Below are 20,011 nucleotides of genomic sequence, written 5' to 3' on the forward strand. Positions count from 1 at the left end.
CCGGTCACCACACGACCCTCGGCACTGGAGGAAAGAAACATGGCGCAGCACCCCAAGGGCGACTTCGACCTCTCTCGGGCGGTCTGGCAGCGGGCCGAGGGGGACACCTCCGACAGCGCCGTTGAGGTTGCCTTCGTCGACGACCTGATCGGGATGCGCAACTCAGCCGAGCCGAACGGGCCGGTGCTGGTCTTCACCCAGGCCGAGTGGGACGCCTTCGTGGCCGGCGCGCAGGACGGCGAGTTCGACCTGGACTGACAGTGCCCGCCGACTCGTCGGCGGTGGATCGCCGTGCCGGTGCCCGTGGTCGGGACACCGGCACGGCCACGCTGGCGGGCTGGCCGGCGCACTCCCGGATCGACCACCCGGGGCTGATGGTCAACCATCGCCGGGAAGGTCGCCGTCGCCCCAGCCGAGGCCACCCGGGCCCGGCGCGTGGTGGAAGCCCGGATGATCGGCCACGTCGACGCAGCGCTCGCCGTCCGGGCCGACCGCGCCGCAGAACAGCCGCTCGGCCCGCTGCCAGGCGTCCGCCGGTGACAGGGCCGCCGCGCCGAGTGCCACCTCCGAGCGGAGCAGGCTCAACGCCTCCGCGTACGCCACGGCCAGCTCGCGGGCCTCGGCCGGGCCGGGCGCGGTGAAGCCCAGGTGCACGGTGAAGAACCGGTGCGGACGGGTGGGCCGCCGCGGCGGCCCGATCAGTGACCGCCCGTCGCGGCCTCCGCCCAGTGCCCCGGCCGCTCGCCGCTGCCGCCAGTGCGGCGATCTGTTGTCGCGCATCCGCCCTCCCCCGTGCTCGTCCCACCAGCAGCAAACCAGGTTCCGCCGCCCCTGGGAGGGGCCAGCCGGGCGGGGTTCAGCGGCGTTGACGGGGGTAAGCGCGCTGGCAAACGGCGACCAGCCGCACCTGCGCGTGAGGAGACCCGATGGCGACCATGCCGGCCGACCGCAACCCGGACAGCACCCTCGCGCTGCTCCGCGCCGGTTACCGGTTCATCGGCGAGCGCTGCGAGCGGTACGGCAGCGACGTCTTCAAGACCCGGATCCTGCTCGCTCCGACCATCTGCCTGCGCGGCCGGCCGGCGGCGGAGCTGTTCTACGACACCGACCGCTTCCAACGCGCCACCGCGATGCCGCTGCGGGTGCAGCGGACCCTGACCGGTCGGGGGGGCGTGCAGGGGCTGGACGGGCCGGAGCACTCCGACCGCAAGGCCATGTTCATGTCGATCATGACGCCGGCGGCGATCCAGCGGCTCGGTCAGCTCTTCGACGACGAGTGGCGGACCCGGGTCGCCGCCTGGGAGGGCGCCGGCCCGGTGTCGCTCTACGACGAGCTGGGTCGGCTGCTGACCCGGGTGGTCTGCGCCTGGGCCGGGGTGCCGCTGCCCGCGTCGCAGGTCGAGCGCCGCGCCGTCGAGCTGCACGCCATGATCGAGGCCCCGGCCGTGCTGGGACCCCGGCACTGGCGGGGACGGGTCGCCCGGTACCGCGCCGAACGCTGGCTCGCCGACCTCATCGAACGGACCCGCGTCGGTTTCGCCCCGGCGCCGGCCGGCAGCGCCCTGGCCGTGATCGCCGAACACCGGGACGGGCGCGGCAACCTCCTGCCCCGGCGGATCGCGGCGGTGGAGCTTCTCAACGTGCTGCGCCCGGTGGTCGCCGTCGACCAGTACATGACCTTCGCCGCGCTCGCCCTGCACGACCATCCGGCCTGGCGGGAACGGGTCCGTGACGACGACGAGGCCACCGAGCAGTTCGTCCAGGAAGTACGCCGCTACTACCCGTTCTTTCCGGTCGCGGCCGCCCGGGTCCGGCGGTCCTTCGACTGGCAGGGCCACCACTTTCCCCGCGGCCGGCGGGTGCTGCTCGACCTCTACGGCACCAACCACCACCCGACGCTCTGGCCACAACCGGAGCTGTTTCGCCCGGAGAGGTTCGCCGGCCGCCGGGTGGACCCGTTCGAGCTGATCCCGCAGGGCGGCGGCGACCACTGGGCCGGGCACCGCTGCGCCGGCGAGTGGATCACCATCGACCTGATGAAGCGGGCGGTCACCAACCTGGCCGCCACCATGCGCTACGAGGTGCCGGTCCAGAACCTTGCCCTGGATCTGCACCGGATGCCCGCACTGCCGCCCCTCGGGCTGACCCTCACCAACGTCCGCCACGCGGGCTGATCCCGCCTCGCCGATCGCAGCGACCGGCGAGGCGGATACGCCCAGCCCGTCAGGGATGCAGAACGCTGCGTAGACAGCCGTCTTCCTTCTTCTCGAACAGCTCGTACCCCTGGGCGCCCTGCTCCAGGGAGAGCGGGTGGGTGGCCAGATAACCGGGGTCGATCTCGCCGGCGGCGAGCCGGTCGAGCAGCATCGGGATGTAGCGCTGCGCGTGCATCTGCCCCATCCGCAGCACCAGGGCCTTGTTCATGGCTGCGCCGAGCGGGAACTTGTCGACCAGACCGGCGTACACACCGACGATGCTCACCGTGCCGCCCTTGCGACACGCCATGATCGCCTGGCGGACCGAGGTCGGGCGGTCGGTCTGCAACCGCGCCGCCTGCTTCACCCGGTCGTACGCATAGGTCGGTCCGACGTCGTGCGACTCCATCCCGACGGCCTCGATGCAGGCGTCCGGCCCGCGCCCGGCGGTCAGCTCGCGCAGCGCCTCCAGCACGTCGGTCTCCGCGTAGTTGATCGTCTCGACCCCGATCCGTTCGGTGGCGGTCTTGAGCCGATCCGGGAATCGGTCGATCATGATGACCCGCTCGGCGCCCAGGAGTTGCGCCGAACGGGCCGCCATCTGACCGACTCCACCGGCACCCCAGACGGCCACCACCTCGCCGCCACTGAGCCCGCAGAAGTCCGCCGCCATCCACCCGGTGGGCATCGCGTCGGAGGCGAACACCACCGAGTCGTCCGGCACCCCGTCGGGTACGGCGAAGGCGCCGATGTCTCCGAACGGCACGCGGATGTACTCGGCGTGTGATCCGGCGTAGCCGCCGGCGGCGTGCGAGTAGCCCAGGATGCCGGCCGGCGAGTGCCCCCACAGCTTCTCGGTGAACACCGGTTGCGGATTGGAGTTGTCGCAGAGCGAGTACTGCTCGGTCCGGCAGTACCAACACCCACCGCAGGCGACCACCGACCCCACCACCACCCGGTCGCCGACCCGGTGCCGCCGGACGCCAGGTCCGGTCTCCACCACCTCGCCCATGAACTCGTGGCCGAGGATGTCCCCCTCCCGCATCGCCGGCAGGTACCCGTTGATCAGGTGCAGGTCGGAGCCGCAGACGCTGCTGGCCCGGACCCGGACGATGATGTCCCCCTCGGCGCGGATCTGGGGCTCCGGCACGTCCCGGACGGCCAGCTTGCCGACGCCTTCCCAGCAGAGCGCCCTCACGCCCGTCCTCCCGTCATCAGCTTTTCTCGCACCTTGTCGGTCGCCTTCTCCTGGGCGGGGCTCCGGCCGGACGGGTCGTCCCGGGTGTCCACCACCTGGCCACACTCGATCAGCGCCTTCACCCGGCGCAGCGCGTCCCGCAGCGCCAGGTCCGGCTCGTCGCCGCCGACCAGGCCAGCCAACCGACGCACCGGACCGGAGCGGTAGCGCAGCTCGGCCCGGATCTCCGTGCCCCGGCCCTGGGGTGCCTCGGCCAGCTCGATCCGTCCCAGCTGCGGCATCGGCCCGTCCTCGACCCGCCACCGCAGGGTGCCCGTCCCCTCGACGGTGATCTCGGCCCGCCACTGCGTCTCCCCGTCGGCCCGGTCGCGGGCCACGCACCGCCAACGCCGCTCGTCGAGCTGCTGCAGCGTGGCCCACCCGGCCAGCGCGCCGTCCAGCCGTTCCCGGTCGGTCCAGAAGCCGATCACCTCGTCCCGGGACCGGTCCACGGTCACCCCGCGACGCACCACGTACCAACCGTCCTGCCGCTCCGGCTGATGCCGATGCCGACGGCGGGCCACCACCCGCCCCACGCCGACCGCCGTCGCCGCGGTGACGCCGAGCAGCGCCCACCTGGTTCCGTTGTTGGTCATCTCGTCTCTCTCCTCCACCCGGACAACCGGGCATGGACAGCTCTTAAGGGCAGCGCTACCCGGGGTCCGGCAGTCGAAACGACCCGCTGTTTGATCGACGGAAATGCGGGCAGATGCTGCTCAACATCGACCGCGACCCTGGCCGCCACGGAGTTGTGATGTCCACGTTCAGCCCTAATGGAGACGCCCGGCCCGCCACCCGCCGGTGGGAGGTCGAGCACGATGGCGCCGGCACGTCGCCGGTCCGCCTACCGATGACGTACGTGCTGCCGCTGCGCTGGCACACCGACACCGGCCTGGCCGAGCTGACCGACTACCTGCGCTGGCTGGGTGACCGGGTGGAGGTGCTCGTGGTCGACGGCTCGCCTCCGCACCTCTTCGCCCGGCACGCCGAGGCGTGGCGGGGGCTGGTCCGGCACCTGCCACCGGACCCGAATGAGCGTGGGCTCAACGGCAAGGTGCTGGGCGTACACACCGGGGTCCGCGCGGCCGGCCACGAGCACGTGGTGATCGCCGACGACGACGTCCGGTACGACGAGTCCGCGCTGGGCGCGGTACACCGGCTGCTCGGCCGGGCCGACCTGGTACGACCGCAGAACTACTTCGACCCGCTGCCCTGGCACGCCTGGTGGGACACCGGTCGCACGCTGCTCAACCGGGCGCTCGGGGCGGACTACCCGGGCACCCTCGCCGTGCGGCGCAGCACCTTCCTCGCCATGGGCGGGTACGACTCGGACGTGCTCTTCGAGAACCTGGAGCTGATCCGCACGGTGCGCGGGTACGGCGGCACCGAGGCCACCCCGGCCTGGCTGTACGTCCGCCGACTACCTCCGGACGCCGCGCATTTCCGCGGTCAACGGGTCCGTCAGGCGTACGACGATCTGGCGCAGCCGGCTCGCCTGCTGACGGCGCTGGCGGTGCTGCCGGCGCTGGCGACGGCGGTCGCGTCGCGTCGGCCCAGGCTGCTGCTCGGCGCGGTGGCCGGGGTCGTGGCCCTGGCCGAGACGGGTCGCCGCCGCGCCGGCGGCACCCGGGTGTTCCCGCCGACCACGGCGCTGGCGGCCCCACTCTGGCTGCTGGAACGCGGTGTGTGCGGCTGGTTGGCGGTCACCCAACGCCTCCTGCTCGGCGGCGTCCGCTACGGCGACACCCGAATCCGCCGAGCCGCCAACCCCGCCCCGCGCAATCCGCGGCTCCCCGCGATCTTGCACTTTCGGTTGGGACAAAACCGCCGGTAGGCCCACGGAACGTCAGCCGAAACCGCAAGATCGGCGCTTCCCAGCACGACAGCTCGCGGCCACCCTCGGGTGACCGCGAGCTGTCGTGCTGGTTGGGGGTGGGGTCAGGGGGTGGCGCGGTCCTTGACGTGGTGGGCGGCGGACTTCGTGTCGTCCTTGACCGCGTGCACGGCGTCCTGAGCGGTGGACTTCACCGACTCGGCGGCCTGCTGGGCCGGCTCGCGCAGCTCGCTGGCGACCTCGCCCAGCTTCTCCTTGACCGCCCCGCTGTGCTCGCTGACCTTGGCCTTCACCTGGGTGGCCGCCTGCTGCTCGCGGCGGGAGGCCGGGATCAGCGACGAGGCCAGCCAGCCGACCCCGAACGCGACCAGGCCGGCGGCGAGAGGGTTGCCCTGGGACTTCTGCCGGATCACCCGCGGCGCGCTGTGCGCGGCGTCGCTGACGGTGGCCGCCGCGGAGTGCGCGGCGTCGCTGACGCTGGAGGCCGCCGACGAGGCGCGGTCACCCACCGAGTGGGCGGCCTGGCCGGTGCCGTGGCCGAGGTCAGACGCGGTTCCCATGACCTTGTCCCTCACATTCTGCAGAGCGGAACGGGCCCGCTGCTTGCGGTCGTCGACGATGCGGCTGGGGCTGACCTTGTACGCCAGCGCATCCACATCGGAGCTGAGGCTGTTACGGGTGGCTTCGATCTCCCGGCGGATCTGATCGGGATCGGTGCTCATCGGGTGACTCCCTCCGGGTGCGGCTTGAGCGCGTCGGGGATCCGCTGCACGCTGTCGTTGGTCTGCTTGAGCCCGCGTACGTGCTGGGCGTTCTTCTTGGCCATCGAGTAGAGGACCGCGGCGACCACGGCCCAGATCACGGCCACGATCAGCGCGGCCAGGCCGGAGTCCATGACGTTGTCCAGGAACTGCCAGATGGCGATGGACACGAAGAGGGCCACCATGTAGCCGCCGAAGCCGGCACCGCCGAAGAGGCCAGCGGCCTTGCCGGCCTTCTTGCCCTCCTGCCGGATCTCGGCCTTGGCCAGCTCGACCTCCTGACGCATCAGCGTCGACAGGTCGGTGGTGACCTGACGCATCAGGTCACCCAGCGAGCTGCTCTTCACCTCCGACGCGGTGTGCGGGGCACCCGCGTCGGGGTGGTAACCGGAGTCCAGTCCGGACCCCTGCGTCGGCATGCTCATGCCGTCGCCTCCCTTCGGATGACTCGGCGGCTCACGGGCGAGGGCTGCCGCTGGACGGCACGCCCGGCAGCGGGTCGGTCTGGGTCACCGGCGGCAGCGGCTGACCGGTGCTGGAGTGCTCCGGGTGCTCGCCCCGAGTGGGCTCGGCGTAGTCACCGGGCGCCGGGTCGGCGTAGCCACCGGACGTCGGCGGGGTGTGGGTGCCGGGGGTCGGGTCGAGGTAGCCGCCCGGCGGAACGGCATCCGGCACCGCGCGGGGCGCCGGCGGCGGCGTCGGGATCACGGCGGTCTGCTCCGGGTCGTACGCCCCGGCGCCCCGGTAGGTCGAGGAACCGTTGCCGGAGTCGTCGCCGGCGGCCGAGATGCCACGGGTCAGCCGGCCGGCCAGCACACCGAGGACCGCCGCGCCTACCAGGAAGGTGCCCGGGTTACGCCGCGCGTAGTCGCGTACCTCGGTGATCAGGTCACCGGGCTCGCGCTCCTCGAGCCAGCCGGCGACGCCGTGCACCCGGTCGGCGGCCTGACGGGCCAGCTCGCTCACCGGGCCGGCCTGGCCACCCTGCTCGGCCATCGAGCGCATCTCGTCGGCCAGCGAACGGAGCCCACCGGCGGCTCGGCGCTGCTGCTCACCGGTCTGGCTGGCGAGCTGGCTGCGGGCCTCGCCGTACAGGTTGCGGGCCTGCCGGGCCGCCTCACGGCCGACCTCGGTGCCCTGCTCCTTGGCGGTCTGGGCGACCGCGCCACCGGCCTGCGCGGCCTCCGACCCGACCTGGCGCGCCTGGTCGCGGACGCCACCGCCGTTGGTCGACTGCTGCCCGTACGTGGAAGACGTAGGTGAAAGATCGTGAGTCATGATTTCCCTTCCGCTCAGAAAGTCGTCGCGGTTGTGCTGGGGGGATGCGGCGCGTTGCCGCCGCCGCTGACCATTCACCTACCCTGCGTTTCGGCTTCCATACCTCTTCGTGCATTTATCTGCGCGGCCCACCGGTTGGTCTTCAAAATGGAGGATCGTCGGGCTGCGTCACGTCGCCGCTGCGGACAGTGAGGTTCGCGAGGCCGGCAGATCCACGGAGGAGGCAGCGATGGCACGAGACGCACGAGGCGGCCGAGCGGCCAGCCCCCGACCCCGGGTCCAGCTGGCCGCGCTGGTCGTGGCCGGGGTCTTCCTGCTGATCGGCGTCCTCGGTTTCATCCCCGGCATCACCACCGACTACGGCGAGCTGCGGTTCGCCGGGCACCACTCGGACGCCCACCTGCTCGGGCTGTTCCAGGTGTCGATCCTGCACAACGTGGTGCACCTGCTCTTCGGGCTGGTCGGCCTGGTGCTGGCCCGCAGCGTCGCCGGCGCCCGCGTGTTCCTCGCCGCCGGTGGCGCGATCTACCTCGCTCTCTGGCTCTACGGCCTGGCGATCGAGGCGGTCAACCCGGAGGGCGGGGCGAACATCCTGCCGGTCAACGACGCCGACAACTGGCTGCACCTCGCGCTCGGCTTCGGGATGCTCGCGCTCGGGCTGCTGCTGTCGAACCAGGCCGGCACCGGCGGGCGCCTGGACAACCCCGCCGACCGGCACTGACCTGGACTCTTGGGGTTTCGCGGTCACGCCAACACGGGTAATCGGCCGGCGAAGGAGGTGCGATCATGCCTCGTTGGCTGCGTGACAATGCCCTGGCCGTCGCCATGCTGGGGGCGTTCCTGGTCTTCCTGGTGTTGCAGAGCGTCTTCGGCTGGCAGACCCACAACGAGGAGCTGACCGAGTTCGGGGCCGCGCCGCTGAGCTGGCCGGCGTACCTGACCAGCGGGCACTTCGCCGAGGCGGTCTTCGAGAACTGGGAGTCGGAGTTCCTCCAGATGGGCGGGTACGTGCTGCTCACCGCGTACCTGGTGCAGCGGGGCTCGGCCGAGTCGAAGCCGGTGGACCAGACCGACCGACCAGAGGACGACGAGCGCCGGGCGACCCCGCAGTCACCCTGGCCGGTACGCGTCGGCGGCCTACCCCTGGTGATCTACCGGAACAGCCTCTCCCTCGCCCTGCTGCTGATCTTCGCCGGCTCGTTCGTCGGTCACCTGCTCGGTGGCACCGCCGCGTACAACCAGGAGCAGGCGCTCCAGAGCGGGGCGCCGCCGATCGGGGTGCGGGAGTTCCTCGGCACCAGCGACTTCTGGTTCCAGTCCATGCAGAACTGGCAGAGCGAGTTTCTCGCGGTCGGCGCCCTGATCCTGCTGAGCATCGTGCTGCGCCAGCACGCCTCGCCGGAGTCGAAGCCGGTGACCGTCGAGCACGCCAGCACCGGCGCCTGAACCGGCGACGCGGCCGTCAGGCCGCGACCGGCAACCGCTTGGCGAAACAGACGCTGTACGGGTTGCCCACGTACTCGCCGTAGACCGGGATCCGCTCGTAGCCACACGAGGTGTACAGGGCGATAGCGGCCGGCAGGTAGGTGCCCGTCTCCAGACAGACCACCGAGTGCCCCTGCCGGAACGCGCACTCCTCCAGCGCGGCGAGCAACTGACGACCGATCCCCCGCCCCCGGTACGCGGGCCGGACGTACATCCGCTTGACCTCGCCGCTCTCGGCATCGAGTGCCTGGAGCCCACCGCAGGCGACCGCCCGACCGTTCACCACCACCGCCAGGTAGCGGACGTCGTCGTGGGGGACGAAGACCTGCCCATCCAACCCACCATCGGCCTCGCGCAGCTCACGCTGCTGCGCGGTGACCATGGCGGCGATCTCCGGATCGATGGCAGGACGGGACTCGATCAGCATCACCCCACGCTAGGACGCGTGGATTTCGGGGAGGTTTCCGGAAATCAACCCCACCACGGAGCGCAACGAACTACTCGGCGTCGTCCTCGTCGTCGATGGCGTCGTCGGACGCGTCCGCGCCCACCTCGTCCGCCGACCGCACCCGGCGAGCCTTCCGGGCGGCGAGCCGATCCGCGGCGGAGGCCCGGTTCGACTTCTCCTCCAGGCGGACGTCGGTGCCCCGGTTGCCGGGTACGAAGTCCACACCGGCGAAGAGGGTCGGCTGCCAGTCGAACTCGCGCACGCCGATCCGAACCAGATCACCGGGCTGCGCGCCGGCCTTGGCCAGCTTGTCCTCCACCCCGAGCCGGGCCAGCCGGTCAGCCAGGTAGCCGACCGCCTCGTCGTTGTCGAAGTTGGTCTGCTTGACCCAGCGTTCCGGCCGGACACCGCGCACGGTGAACGAGCCGTCCGCCTCGGCCGTGATGGTGAAACCGTCGTCGTCCACAGCGATCGGGCGGATGACGATCCGAGTCGGCTCGGCGGGCGGAGCGGCCTTACGCTCTGCGTCGACCAGCTCGGCCATCGCGTAGGTCAGCTCCTTGAGCCCCTCCCGGGTGGCCGCGGAGACCTCGTACACCTGGTAACCGCGCTCCTCCAGGTCGGGGCGCACGATCTCGGCGAGGTCGCGGCCGTCCGGCACGTCGACCTTGTTGATGGCGACCAGCCGTGGGCGGTCGGTCAGGCCGCCGTACTGGCTCAGCTCGGCCTCGATGGCGTCGATGTCGGCCACCGGGTCACGGCCGGGCTCCAGGGTCGCCGAGTCGATGACGTGCACCAGCACGGCGCAGCGCTCGATGTGCCGCAGGAACTCCAGGCCCAGGCCCTTACCGGTGGCCGCGCCGGGGATCAGGCCCGGCACGTCCGCGACGGTGAAGGTGTGGTTGTCCATCCGGACCACGCCGAGGTTGGGCACCAGGGTGGTGAACGGGTAGTCGGCGATCTTCGGCTTCGCGGCGGAGATCACCGAGATCAGCGACGACTTGCCGGCGGACGGGAAGCCCACCAGGCCCACATCGGCGACGCTCTTCAGCTCCAGCACGATGTCCAGTTGGTCGCCGGGCTCCCCCAGCTCGGCGAAGCCGGGCGCCTTGCGCTTGGCGTTGGCCAGCGAGGCGTTGCCCCGCCCGCCGCGCCCGCCGCGGGCGACCTCGAAGGTGGTGCCGGCGCCGACCATGTCGGCCAGCACGGTGCCATCGGAGGTCTGCACCACGGTGCCGTTGGGCACCTTCAGCACCAGGTTGTGGCCATTGGCCCCGTCCCGGTTCGAGCCGGCGCCGCCCTTGCCGTTGTCGGCCTTGACGTGCGGGTGGAAGTGGAAGTCGAGCAGCGTGGTCACCTGCGGGTCGACCACCAGGGACACGCTGCCCCCGTGCCCACCGTTGCCGCCGTCCGGCCCACCGAAGGGCTTGAACTTCTCGCGGTGGATCGAGGCACAACCGTGCCCGCCATCGCCGGCCTGCAGATGCAGAACGACCCGGTCAACGAACGTTGCCACGGCGTCAATCCTTCCAGCGAGGCTCAACCTCGCACTTCGCGAAAAAGGCTAAGCGGGCCGGGACCCGGAGGTCCGCGGCCCGCTTAGCCCGAGAACTACTGCTGCGGAACGATGCTGACGGTCTTGCGACCGCGCTTGGTGCCGAACAGGACCGCACCGGCGGACAGCGCGAACAGCGTGTCGTCGCCGCCACGGCCGACCAGGTCACCGGGGTGGAACTTGGTGCCACGCTGCCGGATGATGATCTCACCGGCGCTGACGACCTGACCACCGAAGCGCTTCACGCCGAGTCGCTGGGCCGCGGAATCGCGACCGTTACGCGAGCTGGACGCACCCTTTTTGTGAGCCATTGGAGGACGACCTACTTCCCGCTGGAGATGCCGGTCACCTTGACCTGGGTCAACGGCTGGCGGTGACCCTGGCGCTTGTGGTAGCCGGTCTTGTTCTTGAACTTGTGGATCCGGATCTTCGGGCCCTTGGTGTGCGCGGCGATTTCGCCGGACACCGCGACCTCGGCAAGCTTCGCCGCGTCGGTCACCAGGTCGTCACCGTCGACGAGGAGCACCGCGGTGAGCTTCACCGCGTCACCGGGGGCACCGGTGAGCTTCTCGACCTCGATCACGTCGCCCTCGGCGACCTTGTACTGCTTGCCGCCGGTCTTGACGATCGCGTACATCGGAGGCGGACTCCCTGTCGTTGAGGCTGCTGGCGGTCGTCCCCGCAGCGGCTCGCCGGGTAGCAGTGCACGGCGGCGCGGGCACACGGGAACTCGGCACACCAAAGGTGGGCCGCAGGCAAGAGTACGCCATTGCTGGCCCGGACCCCAAACCGGCCCGCCCTGCTCAGCGCGCGCAGAGCTGGTCGAGGCGCTGCTGGAGCCGGTCGAGTTCGGTCTCGTCGATCGACTCGACGTCGGCACCGAGCGCGGAAACCTCGGTTCCGAGGTCGGTGAGCAGAGTCTTGAGCTGCGGATCGTCGGTCCGGTCCGACTGCTCACGCAGCACGGTCCGCCAGTCGGCCAGCGCCGCCTCGGCCCGTCCCCGGGCGGCCTCGGCCGCGCGACTGTCCCCCGCACCCACCGCCGCGAGCATCTGACCCAACTCCGCCACGTACGTCCGGACGGCAGTGGTGCTGGCCTTCTGCGCGGCGACGCAGACCTGGGTGGCGTTTCCACCCGCCACGCCACCGCTGGCCGGCGTGCCGGTCGGGCCGGGAGGGGTGCCAGCGGCCGCCGAGCCGGCGCCCTCGGCGGTCCCAGCGGTGGAGCAGCCGGCCGCGCCGGAAAGCATGGTGAGCAGCCCGGTGACCGCGAGCAGACGGCGCATCTTCTTCTCCTGACCTGGGAGGGCCGATCGAGGACCGGGTGGCCGCAACGACGAGGTCCCTCCCCCGTCACTTTGCCGGGAGAGGGACCTCGTCAAACACGTGGCCGGTCAGGCGCTCAGGGGCGGGTCCGCCGACGGGCTCCACCGCGACGCGACCGGCGACGGCCGCCACCACCCTCGGTGGTTTCCTCGTCGCCCTCCCCGTCGGCGAGCGCGTCGGGGTCGTCCGCCGCAGCCAGCCGAGCCGACTCGCCCTGCTGAGCGTCGGAGATCGCCGGCGCGGCGGCGGTGTCCGACTCGTAGCGGGACAGGTCGTAGCCCATGGTGTCCTGGTAGTCGGCGTCCGGCTCGGCCCTGGTGTCGGTGTCGACGACCTCGACCGCGGTCCGCTCGGCCGCGGCCGGGGCGTTCTTGCGCGCCCGGCGGCGGGACGAGGTGGCGCCCTGCTCGGCCGCCGGAGCGGGAGCGACCGCCGAGGCGACCGCCTTGACCTTCTCCCCCGCACCGGCGGGACGCGGCTTTTCCGGCACCGGCTCGGTGTGCATGATGACGCCCCGACCCTTGCAGCACTCGCAGGTCTCGCTGAACGCCTCCAGCAGGCCCGCGCCGATCCGCTTCCGGGTCATCTGCACCAGACCGAGCGAGGTGATCTCGGTGACCTGGTGCTTGGTACGGTCCCGACCCAGGCACTCGGTCAGTCGACGCAGCACCAGCTCACGGTTCGACTCCAGCACCATGTCGATGAAGTCGATCACCACGATGCCGCCGATGTCGCGCAGCCGGAGCTGACGGACGATCTCCTCCGCCGCCTCCAGGTTGTTGCGGGTGACGGTCTCCTCCAGGTTGCCCCCGGAGCCGGTGTACTTGCCGGTGTTGACGTCGACCACCGTCATCGCCTCGGTGCGGTCGATCACCAGCGAGCCACCGGAGGGCAGGAACACCTTCCGGTCCAGGCCCTTGATGATCTGCTCGTCGATCCGGTACTCGGCGAAGACGTCGCTCGTCCCGACATGCCGGCGCACCCGGTCGACCAGGTCCGGGGAGACGTGCGACAGGTACGACTCGACGATGTCGTACGACTGCTCGCCCTCGATCACCAGCTCGCGGAAGTCCTCGTTGAAGAGGTCCCGGACCACCCGGATGACCAGGTCGGGCTCTCCGTAGAGCAGCGCCGGGGCGCCACCCTCGGCGGCCTTGGCCTGGATGTCCTCCCACTGCGCCTGGAGCCGCTTGACGTCGCGGGCCAGCTCGTCCTCGGTCGCACCCTCGGCGGCCGTCCGGACGATCACGCCCGCGCCGTCCGGGACCAGCTTCTTGAGCACGTCCCGCAGCCGCTTGCGCTCGTTGTCCGGCAGCTTGCGGCTGATCCCGGAGGCGTTGCCGTTGGGTACGTAGACCAGGTGCCGGCCCGAGAGCGCGATGTGGCTGGTCAGCCGGGCGCCCTTGTGCCCGATCGGGTCCTTGGTGACCTGGACCAGCACCGAATCGCCGGAGCGCAGCGCCTGCTCGATCGAGCGGGCCCGCCCCTCCAGCCCGGAGGTGTCCCAGTTGACCTCACCGGCGTACAGCACGGCGTTGCGGCCCCGACCGACGTCGACGAACGCGGCCTCCATGCTCGGCAGCACGTTCTGCACCTTGCCCAGGTACACGTTGCCGGCCATCGTCCCGGAGGAGTTGCGGGTGACGTAGTGCTCGACCAGCACGCCGTCCTCCAGGACGGCGATCTGGGTGCGGTCACCGCGCTGGCGGACCGCCATCACACGATCGACGGCCTCCCGGCGCGCCAGGAACTCCGACTCGCTGAGGATCGGCGGGCGGGTACGGCGCTGCTCCCGACCGTCCCGGCGCCGCTGGCGCTTGGCCTCCAGCCGGGTCGAGCCGGAGACACCCTGTACCTCGTCGACGGTCCGGCGCGGCTCACGGATCTTCACCACGGTCGGCACGCCGTCGTCCGCCGCGCCCTCGGTGTCACCGGCGCCACGACGGCGACGGCGACGACGACGACGGGTCAGGCCGTCCCCGCCCTCGGACTCCTCGTCCTCGTCGCCCTCGGCTTCGACCTCGGCGGTCTCTTCCTCGTCGGCCTGCGCCGCCTCTTCGGACTCCTCGTCGTCGGCGTCGTCGGCCCCGCCCTTGCCCCGGCCCCGGCCCCGGCGACCACGCCGGCGGCGGCGGCGCGCGGCGGCGCTGTCCTCGTCGTCCTCATCCGCCTCGGCGGCCTCGTCGGCCTCGTCGGTCGGCTCCTCTTCGGCCTCGATCGCCTCGATCGGCTCCACCGGCTCGACCTCGCGGCGACCACGCCGACGGCGGCGGGACGGCTCGGCGGCTTCCTCGACGGCCGGCTCCTCGGCCGCCGCGGCGGGCTCCACCGGTCGGGTCACCGGCACGGCGTCCGGCTGGGGCGCCATGAACAGCACGGTGGGCGCGGAGAGCGCAGCGCGCCGACGACGGGTCCGCGGCTGCTCCGGCTCGATCTCGGCCGGCTCGTTCGGCTCATCCGTCACACCGGAGACGGCCACACCCGGGGGCACCTCGCCGGAGCGCTCCTGCGCACCGCTGCTCCAGGCCAGCTCGGCGGCGGACGTGCTCGGGAGGGCCGGGGAGTCGTTCAACTCGGCCTCGGCCTCGCGCAGGTCGGACTCCGCCGGTTCCTCGGCGACGTCCGGCTCCACGACGACCGGCTCCTCGACCGCGGGTGGCTCCTCGACGGCAGCCGGTGTGGCCTTCTTGCGCCGGGTACGGGTCACCTTGACCGGCGGCACCACCTCGGCCGAGGCCTCCTCCGCGGCGGCGGCGACCAGCGGCTCCTCAGCGGTCGTCTCGACGGGGGTGGCCTTGCGGCGGCGCCGGGGAGTCTTCGGTGCGACGTCCAGGTCGCCGGAGATCGGGGCGAAGACCTCCGCCTGCGGCGACTCGACGTTGCCGGCGCCACCGGTGGGCGCCTCGATCGGGGCGTCGGTCTGCTCCGGCTGGGTGAGCGGGGCGGCCCGACGACGGGTCGCCCGGGTACGCCGCACCGGCGCGGCCGGCTCGGCCCCAGCGGTAGCGCTCTCCGCGCCGTCCGGTTCCACCGAGGCCGAACCGACGGCCGTGGTGGAGGTCTCGACGGCGGCGCCGTCGGCCGTGGTGCTCTGGTCGGCGGTCTCACCGGCCGGCTGTGAACCGGTCCGTTCGCCGCCCTCGGGCTCGTTCTCGAGCATGGACGTTCTCCAGTTCTGGCTAGCCCGGGCGCGGGTGAGCGCTGCCACGCAGGGTCGCCGCAAAAGTGTTTCCGCCGGGCGCGCGTGGTGCGCGACCGCCGAAGTCTGCCTGCCAGAACACCGACCGTCGGTCAGTGCCCAACGATGGCTGCCCCGTCGCGGTCCGCATCCAACGGATCCACGATCGCACCCTGCGCGGTCAACGTGCCCTGAGCCAGCCGTGTCACCCTCGGCGAAACCGGCGGCTCCAGGTCGGCCACCACGCGGAGGCCGGAAAGGACGTCATCGGGCCGTACGGACGGGGTGACCTGCCGCACGACCAGTTCGAGTATCGCACACGGTACGGCCGGCGCCCCGGAAGGCGTCGGCGTAGGCATCTGGACATCGATCGACATCACGGCGGCTCGGGCGTCGAAAGTGCGTCGACCCTGCTTGGTCATCCGCTCGACCAGCACCTCCTCGGCCGCGACGAAGGCGTCCACAGCGGCGCGCAGCACCGCCGTGTCGACCTCAGGCAACTCGATGTGCCAGTGCGATGCCTCGATCCGGTCCGGCAGGTTGCCCCCTTCGGCGATCACGGCGTCCAGCACGTCCAGCCCCGGCGAGAGCGCGGCGTCCAACGCGGCGCGCAACGCCTCCGGGTCGACGGTCGCCTGAAGGGCGATTTCCAGGTACTCCGCCTCGCTCGCCACCCCGGTCGGCGCGGCGCTGGCGTAGGAGATCTTCGGGTGCGGGTGAAAACCCTGGGAGAAGGCGACCGGCACGGCGGCCCGGCGTAGCGCGCGCTCGAACGCCCGGGCGAAGTCCCGGTGCGAGGTGAATCGCAGCGGCCCGCGCTTGGCGTACCGGATGCGGACGCGCTGGACGACCGGTGCCTGGCCGCCCTCGGGTTGAGGCTTTCTGGCGATCGTGGGCTCCTCGGGTGTACCTGCGTGTCCGCCCATCCTGGCGCAGGGCTCGTGACGGTACGCAGCCGGGGCGGCCGGATCGCCCCGTCAGACGGGTACAAACCGGTCGACGGGGTCGTGACCGCCCGCCGCGAAAGCCGATGGCCGGCCGGTGACGCGGAGGTCACCAGCCGGCCACCATGATCGGGACCGGTTACCGCTCCCTCGGCGGGGCGGGCGGCGGCCCGCCCGGCGGGCCGTAACCGGGAGGGGGGCCGTAACCGGAGGGCGGGGCATAACCGGACGGCTGGCCGTAGCCGGAGGGTGGGGCGTAACCGGGCGGCGGCGGGTAGCCGGGCGGCGGGGCGTAGTCCGCGTCCGACCCCGGGTATCCGCCGGGGGCCTCCCGGTGGAGCACCTCATCCGGGATGTCGGCGGCCCGGGCCGCCTCCCGCCGGTACCGACGGCGGTTCCAGATGAGGAACACCGCCAGCCCCAGCAGCAACACCAGCGCCACGGCGATGCCGATGCCGATGACCATGACCTGCTGGTCGGTCGGACCACCGCGATCGCCGTGCTGGGTGACGTCGAACTCCTCGTCCGCGCCCCCGGTGCGGGCCGGGCCCGGGTCGGTCGCCGCCGCCGCCGCCGGGTCGAGCAACGGGTTGGCGGCGACCGACGGCACGCTCGCGGTCAGCGCCCTCATCGGGTCGATCACGCCGAAGCCGTACTGCGGGTCTCGTCCGGATGGACCCGCGTCCCGGGCGGTCTGGATGATCCGGTTGATCACGTTGGGAGCGCTGAGGTCCGGATACTTCGATCGGATCAGCGCGGCGAGACCGGAGACGATCGCTGTGGAGTCGGAGGTTCCGTCGCCCCAGCCGTAGCCCGCCTCGTTGAGGACGTTGTAGATGCCGTCGCCCGGAGCGGCGACCACCGCCTCCGGCCCCTGGACGGAGCCGGACCAGAACGCGCCACCCCGGGTCGTCCCGGTCACCGCGATCACACCCGGGGTGTTGGCAGGACTGTCCACGGCGACGCTGCCCCTGGCGGTGTTGCCGGCAGCGGCGACCACGACGACGTCACGGTCCAACGCATACTTGATCGCGTCCCGCTCCACCGGGTTGGCGACGCCCGGGCCACCAAATGACATGTTGATCACCTTGGCGCCGCCGTCGACGGCCATCCGGATGCCCCGGGCAACCCCGGTGTCACGGTAGGACCCGTCGTCCTTGCGCATCTTGATGGGCAGGATCTTCACACCTGGGGCGACGCCTACCACCCCGTCGCTGCTGGGTTTCGCCGCGATGATGCCGGCCATGTGCGTGCCGTGCCCGTCATCGTCGGACCGGCCGTCACCGGAGGCGCCGTAACTGCGACCACCGGCGAGCACCTGACCGCGCAGGTCCGGATGGCTGGCCTCGACGCCACTGTCGATCACGGCCACGACCACGCCCCGCCCGGTCGAAATCTCGTGTGCCTGCTCGATCCGGAGCTCGTCCACATACCACTGCTCGGCCCGCCGGGGCGCGGCGGCCGCCGGTTGAGCGGCCCCCACGACCAGGAGCCCCGCCAGCAGGCAGGCGACCACCGGCCGGAGGCTTCCGACGTTCACCCTCATCCGTCCATCCTCATCGAAGGACACCCGGGGACGCCCCGTCACCAGGGCCCCACGGATCGTCATCCTCAGTCAACCACGACGAGTGCTCGGAGCCGCTGCCACCACCGCCGTGTCCGGCGCCGCCCGCGCCGCCCATCATGCCGCCCCCCATCATTCCGGCACCGCCGACGCCGGCACCACGCGCGCCGCCCGCCATCCCGGCACCGGCCCCGCCGGCGCCGGCGGCGGCGGCGGTGCGCAGCGCGTTCGCGGCGCTCGTCAACGGCGGCAGCTTTCCGTTGCCGCCGCCCACCATGCCGGGAATGCCGCCCACGCCGATGCCACCGCCCGCGCCGCCGCCCAGGCCACCGCCAGAGCCGATTCCGCCGGCCGAGCCGACGCCGGCGCCGCCTCCGAAACCACCGCCGGCGCCACCGAGACCGGCGCTGCCGACCCCGCCTCCGCCGATGCCACCACCAAGGCCACCGACGCCACTCGGGCTGGCGCCAGCCAGGCCGCTGCTGTAGCCGGCGTCGCCGTCCGGGTAGCCCGGGTAGCCGGAGCCCGTGGACGGGGGTGTGAACTGACCGGTGCCGCCGGAGGGCGAGCCATCGCCGATCCCACCGGGCTTGGTCGGGGAGAACGGGTCGACGGTGGACGTCGGACCGCCCGTGTCGCCGAGGCCCGGTGGCCTACTGCCGATGGTGGGGCCGCCACCACCAATGTCGGGCTTTCCGCCGATCTCACCACTACCGATGTCGGGCCGCCCCGTCGGCGGAACCCGCGGGTCCCGCTCGACCTCGTCCGAGCCGCCGTAGCCCTCCGGCCGGTTCACGGTGAGCTTGGGACGCTCGGTGTAGACCGCCTGGGGCAGCGGCGCCATCGCCGCGGTCGCCGCCTGCTGGTTGTCCCGGTACCAGTTGTCCAGGTGGGCCCCGGTGTCCCACCAGCCGCCCCGTTTCTGGTCGCCGGCCTGGCCGTCGACCTTCATGGTCGCCTCCAGGTCGTCGGCCTTGTCGCGGAACGCGCCGTCGGCGTACGAGCCGGGGTTGCTCTGGTAGTCCTTGCGCAGCGCGGCGAGGAACCCCGACGAGCTCTCGCCGTCGCGGGCGTCGTCGAGCTCGGTGCCGTTGGGCAGGCTCCACTCGTTGAAGCCGAAGTCGTCCATCAGTGGGACCGGAATCGTGGAGACCGACTTGCGGATGTCGCCCTCGATCCGCGTCAACGCGCCGCTGACGTTTGTCGCGTCGGTAATCAGATCCTCGATCTGTTTGCCAATCTTGCCCAGGTGCTCGCGGTACGCGTCACCACCGCTGCCCTGCCAACCGGCGAGCATCCCGGGCAGGCCGCCGACGTGCGGGCGTTCCTGGCCCGTCGCGATCGGGCCGACGAACGAGCGACCGACGAGCGCGTCCCGCAACTGTTGCAGGCCGCTGGAGAGATTGCTCCAGCCCGCTCCGACCGATCCGACAGTTTCCGGGTCCGCGGAGAGCGTCACCTCGCGGACGCACCGCTCCCAGGTTCCTCCAGCCATGACGTCCCCCTCAGGCCGTGTACGGGTAGGTGGGTGCGCCGCTGGCAGTGGGCGGCGGCGCCGCCGACTCCAGCAGCCGCTCGATCTCCTTGCCGTTGGCGCCGTTACGCGCCTCGGTGTCGCGGAACGCCTTGGCGATCTCCTCGGTGCCCTCCTTGAGCGCGCTGAGCTTCTGGGAGAGCGTCGTGAGGTGCGCTTCCATGTTCGCAGTGGACGTCTCCAGGGCCCGCCACTGCATGACGGCGTCCTCGTACGCGCCGAACGGGGTGCCGTTCGGGACGGTCTGGGCGTTGTTGCTGTCGCCCTTCATCCGCGTCTTGATGCGTTCCATCTCGTACTTGAGCGTGTCGTCGATGTACTGCCGGAGCCGCTCGACGTACGTGGCGGCCGCGTCCAGGTCTTCGACGCTGACCTGCAGATCGCCGATGCTCGGCGGCGGGATGTTACCCATGCGATTCCTCCCCCGTCCCCGACCCGCCGGGTCGGTCCATGTCAGACGCAGCGTATCGAGTCTGACCTAGTCGGGGCAGCCCCAGCCACCAGCACGTGGTACAGATGGCGGCCGATCTCCGGGATCGTCCGGTGCTGACCACCGCGCGGGTCGAGCCGGAACACGCCAACGGGCCCGCGAGACGCGGACCCGTTGGGCGACATGTCGGATGTGGAGAGTGGTGAGGTCACCGCCGGCCGGCGCTGCCCGAAGGCAGCCCG

General features: G+C 71.9%; 21 protein-coding genes. 5 read left to right on the forward strand and 16 right to left on the reverse strand.

Annotated features, from left to right (window positions below; translation table 11 throughout):
• Positions 1 to 39: 39 nt before the first annotated feature.
• Positions 40 to 258: a DUF397 domain-containing protein gene (locus ACQRWP_RS21380; protein WP_124817462.1), complete on the forward strand. Its 219-nt coding sequence runs from the start codon at positions 40 to 42 to the stop codon at positions 256 to 258.
• Between the two features lie 120 nt (positions 259 to 378).
• Here the strand turns inward: ACQRWP_RS21380 and ACQRWP_RS21385 are convergent, their stop codons facing one another.
• Complete coding sequence (locus ACQRWP_RS21385; protein ID WP_430497226.1) at positions 379 to 780, reverse strand: hypothetical protein; 402 nt, start codon at positions 778 to 780, stop codon at positions 379 to 381.
• 146 nt (positions 781 to 926) lie between these two features.
• Between ACQRWP_RS21385 and ACQRWP_RS21390 the strand changes: the two genes are divergently transcribed.
• Positions 927 to 2,174 (forward strand): cytochrome P450, encoded by a 1,248-nt coding sequence (locus ACQRWP_RS21390; RefSeq protein WP_430497228.1) that lies wholly within the window; start codon positions 927 to 929, stop codon positions 2,172 to 2,174.
• A gap of 49 nt (positions 2,175 to 2,223) precedes the next feature.
• Here the strand turns inward: ACQRWP_RS21390 and ACQRWP_RS21395 are convergent, their stop codons facing one another.
• Positions 2,224 to 3,393, reverse strand: coding sequence for a zinc-dependent alcohol dehydrogenase (locus ACQRWP_RS21395; RefSeq protein WP_430497231.1), 1,170 nt, complete (start codon positions 3,391 to 3,393; stop codon positions 2,224 to 2,226).
• Positions 3,390 to 4,028 carry a cyclase gene (locus tag ACQRWP_RS21400; RefSeq protein ID WP_430497232.1) on the reverse strand — a complete coding sequence of 213 codons (639 nt, stop codon included), beginning with the start codon at positions 4,026 to 4,028 and terminating at the stop codon, positions 3,390 to 3,392. Before ACQRWP_RS21400 ends, ACQRWP_RS21395 begins: the two co-directional genes overlap by 4 nt.
• Before the next feature lie 158 nt (positions 4,029 to 4,186).
• Between ACQRWP_RS21400 and ACQRWP_RS21405 the strand changes: the two genes are divergently transcribed.
• Positions 4,187 to 5,266, forward strand: coding sequence for a glycosyltransferase (locus ACQRWP_RS21405; RefSeq protein WP_430497234.1), 1,080 nt, complete (start codon positions 4,187 to 4,189; stop codon positions 5,264 to 5,266).
• A 104-nt stretch (positions 5,267 to 5,370) separates the two neighbouring features.
• Here ACQRWP_RS21405 and ACQRWP_RS21410 read toward each other — a convergent pair whose 3' ends face one another.
• Genes ACQRWP_RS21410 through ACQRWP_RS21420 form a run of 3 tightly spaced genes read right to left on the reverse strand, consistent with a single transcriptional unit; the run spans position 5,371 to position 7,305 of the window.
• Positions 5,371 to 5,988 carry a DUF3618 domain-containing protein gene (locus ACQRWP_RS21410; protein ID WP_430497236.1) on the reverse strand — a complete coding sequence of 206 codons (618 nt, stop codon included), beginning with the start codon at positions 5,986 to 5,988 and terminating at the stop codon, positions 5,371 to 5,373.
• The gene (locus ACQRWP_RS21415) at positions 5,985 to 6,452 is read right to left on the reverse strand and encodes a phage holin family protein (RefSeq protein ID WP_357280365.1); all 468 of its coding nucleotides are present in this window, start codon (positions 6,450 to 6,452) and stop codon (positions 5,985 to 5,987) included. Before ACQRWP_RS21415 ends, ACQRWP_RS21410 begins: the two co-directional genes overlap by 4 nt.
• Positions 6,453 to 6,483: 31 nt before the next feature.
• On the reverse strand, positions 6,484 to 7,305 hold the full coding sequence (locus ACQRWP_RS21420; RefSeq protein WP_430497239.1) for a hypothetical protein: 822 nt from the start codon (positions 7,303 to 7,305) through the stop codon (positions 6,484 to 6,486).
• Positions 7,306 to 7,534: 229 nt separating this feature from the next.
• Here ACQRWP_RS21420 and ACQRWP_RS21425 point away from each other — a divergent pair, with 229 nt between their 5' ends.
• Together ACQRWP_RS21425 and ACQRWP_RS21430 are read left to right on the forward strand one after the other, a co-directional pair.
• Positions 7,535 to 8,026 carry a DUF4383 domain-containing protein gene (locus ACQRWP_RS21425; protein WP_430497241.1) on the forward strand — a complete coding sequence of 164 codons (492 nt, stop codon included), beginning with the start codon at positions 7,535 to 7,537 and terminating at the stop codon, positions 8,024 to 8,026.
• Positions 8,027 to 8,091: 65 nt separating this feature from the next.
• A complete protein-coding gene (locus ACQRWP_RS21430) occupies positions 8,092 to 8,751 on the forward strand; it encodes a DUF6766 family protein (RefSeq protein WP_430497242.1) in 660 nt (219 codons plus the stop codon).
• Positions 8,752 to 8,767: 16 nt separating this feature from the next.
• Here ACQRWP_RS21430 and ACQRWP_RS21435 read toward each other — a convergent pair whose 3' ends face one another.
• The 10 genes from ACQRWP_RS21435 to ACQRWP_RS21480 form a co-directional block, all read right to left on the reverse strand.
• On the reverse strand, positions 8,768 to 9,217 hold the full coding sequence (locus tag ACQRWP_RS21435) for a GNAT family N-acetyltransferase (protein ID WP_430497244.1): 450 nt from the start codon (positions 9,215 to 9,217) through the stop codon (positions 8,768 to 8,770).
• A 70-nt stretch (positions 9,218 to 9,287) separates the two neighbouring features.
• Positions 9,288 to 10,754, reverse strand: a complete 1,467-nt coding sequence (gene obgE / locus ACQRWP_RS21440) for a GTPase ObgE (RefSeq protein ID WP_425698925.1) — start codon at positions 10,752 to 10,754, stop codon at positions 9,288 to 9,290.
• A 95-nt stretch (positions 10,755 to 10,849) separates the two neighbouring features.
• Positions 10,850 to 11,104 carry a 50S ribosomal protein L27 gene (gene rpmA, locus ACQRWP_RS21445; protein ID WP_007464062.1) on the reverse strand — a complete coding sequence of 85 codons (255 nt, stop codon included), beginning with the start codon at positions 11,102 to 11,104 and terminating at the stop codon, positions 10,850 to 10,852.
• Between the two features lie 11 nt (positions 11,105 to 11,115).
• Positions 11,116 to 11,430, reverse strand: coding sequence for a 50S ribosomal protein L21 (gene rplU, locus ACQRWP_RS21450; RefSeq protein ID WP_007464063.1), 315 nt, complete (start codon positions 11,428 to 11,430; stop codon positions 11,116 to 11,118).
• A 166-nt stretch (positions 11,431 to 11,596) separates the two neighbouring features.
• Positions 11,597 to 12,079, reverse strand: a complete 483-nt coding sequence (locus ACQRWP_RS21455; protein ID WP_430497248.1) for a hypothetical protein — start codon at positions 12,077 to 12,079, stop codon at positions 11,597 to 11,599.
• Between the two features lie 116 nt (positions 12,080 to 12,195).
• A complete protein-coding gene (locus ACQRWP_RS21460) occupies positions 12,196 to 15,279 on the reverse strand; it encodes an Rne/Rng family ribonuclease (RefSeq protein ID WP_430497249.1) in 3,084 nt (1,027 codons plus the stop codon).
• 131 nt (positions 15,280 to 15,410) lie between these two features.
• Positions 15,411 to 16,223 (reverse strand): TIGR03936 family radical SAM-associated protein, encoded by an 813-nt coding sequence (locus ACQRWP_RS21465; RefSeq protein WP_430497251.1) that lies wholly within the window; start codon positions 16,221 to 16,223, stop codon positions 15,411 to 15,413.
• A 157-nt stretch (positions 16,224 to 16,380) separates the two neighbouring features.
• Positions 16,381 to 17,787: a type VII secretion-associated serine protease mycosin gene (gene mycP, locus ACQRWP_RS21470; RefSeq protein ID WP_430497252.1), complete on the reverse strand. Its 1,407-nt coding sequence runs from the start codon at positions 17,785 to 17,787 to the stop codon at positions 16,381 to 16,383.
• A 10-nt stretch (positions 17,788 to 17,797) separates the two neighbouring features.
• Positions 17,798 to 19,300: a WXG100 family type VII secretion target gene (locus tag ACQRWP_RS21475; RefSeq protein WP_430497254.1), complete on the reverse strand. Its 1,503-nt coding sequence runs from the start codon at positions 19,298 to 19,300 to the stop codon at positions 17,798 to 17,800.
• A 10-nt stretch (positions 19,301 to 19,310) separates the two neighbouring features.
• Positions 19,311 to 19,751 (reverse strand): hypothetical protein, encoded by a 441-nt coding sequence (locus ACQRWP_RS21480; protein ID WP_430497256.1) that lies wholly within the window; start codon positions 19,749 to 19,751, stop codon positions 19,311 to 19,313.
• Positions 19,752 to 20,011: the final 260 nt, after the last annotated feature.

This window comes from Micromonospora trifolii, assembly GCF_050516465.1.
GTDB lineage: Bacteria > Actinomycetota > Actinomycetes > Mycobacteriales > Micromonosporaceae > Micromonospora > Micromonospora trifolii.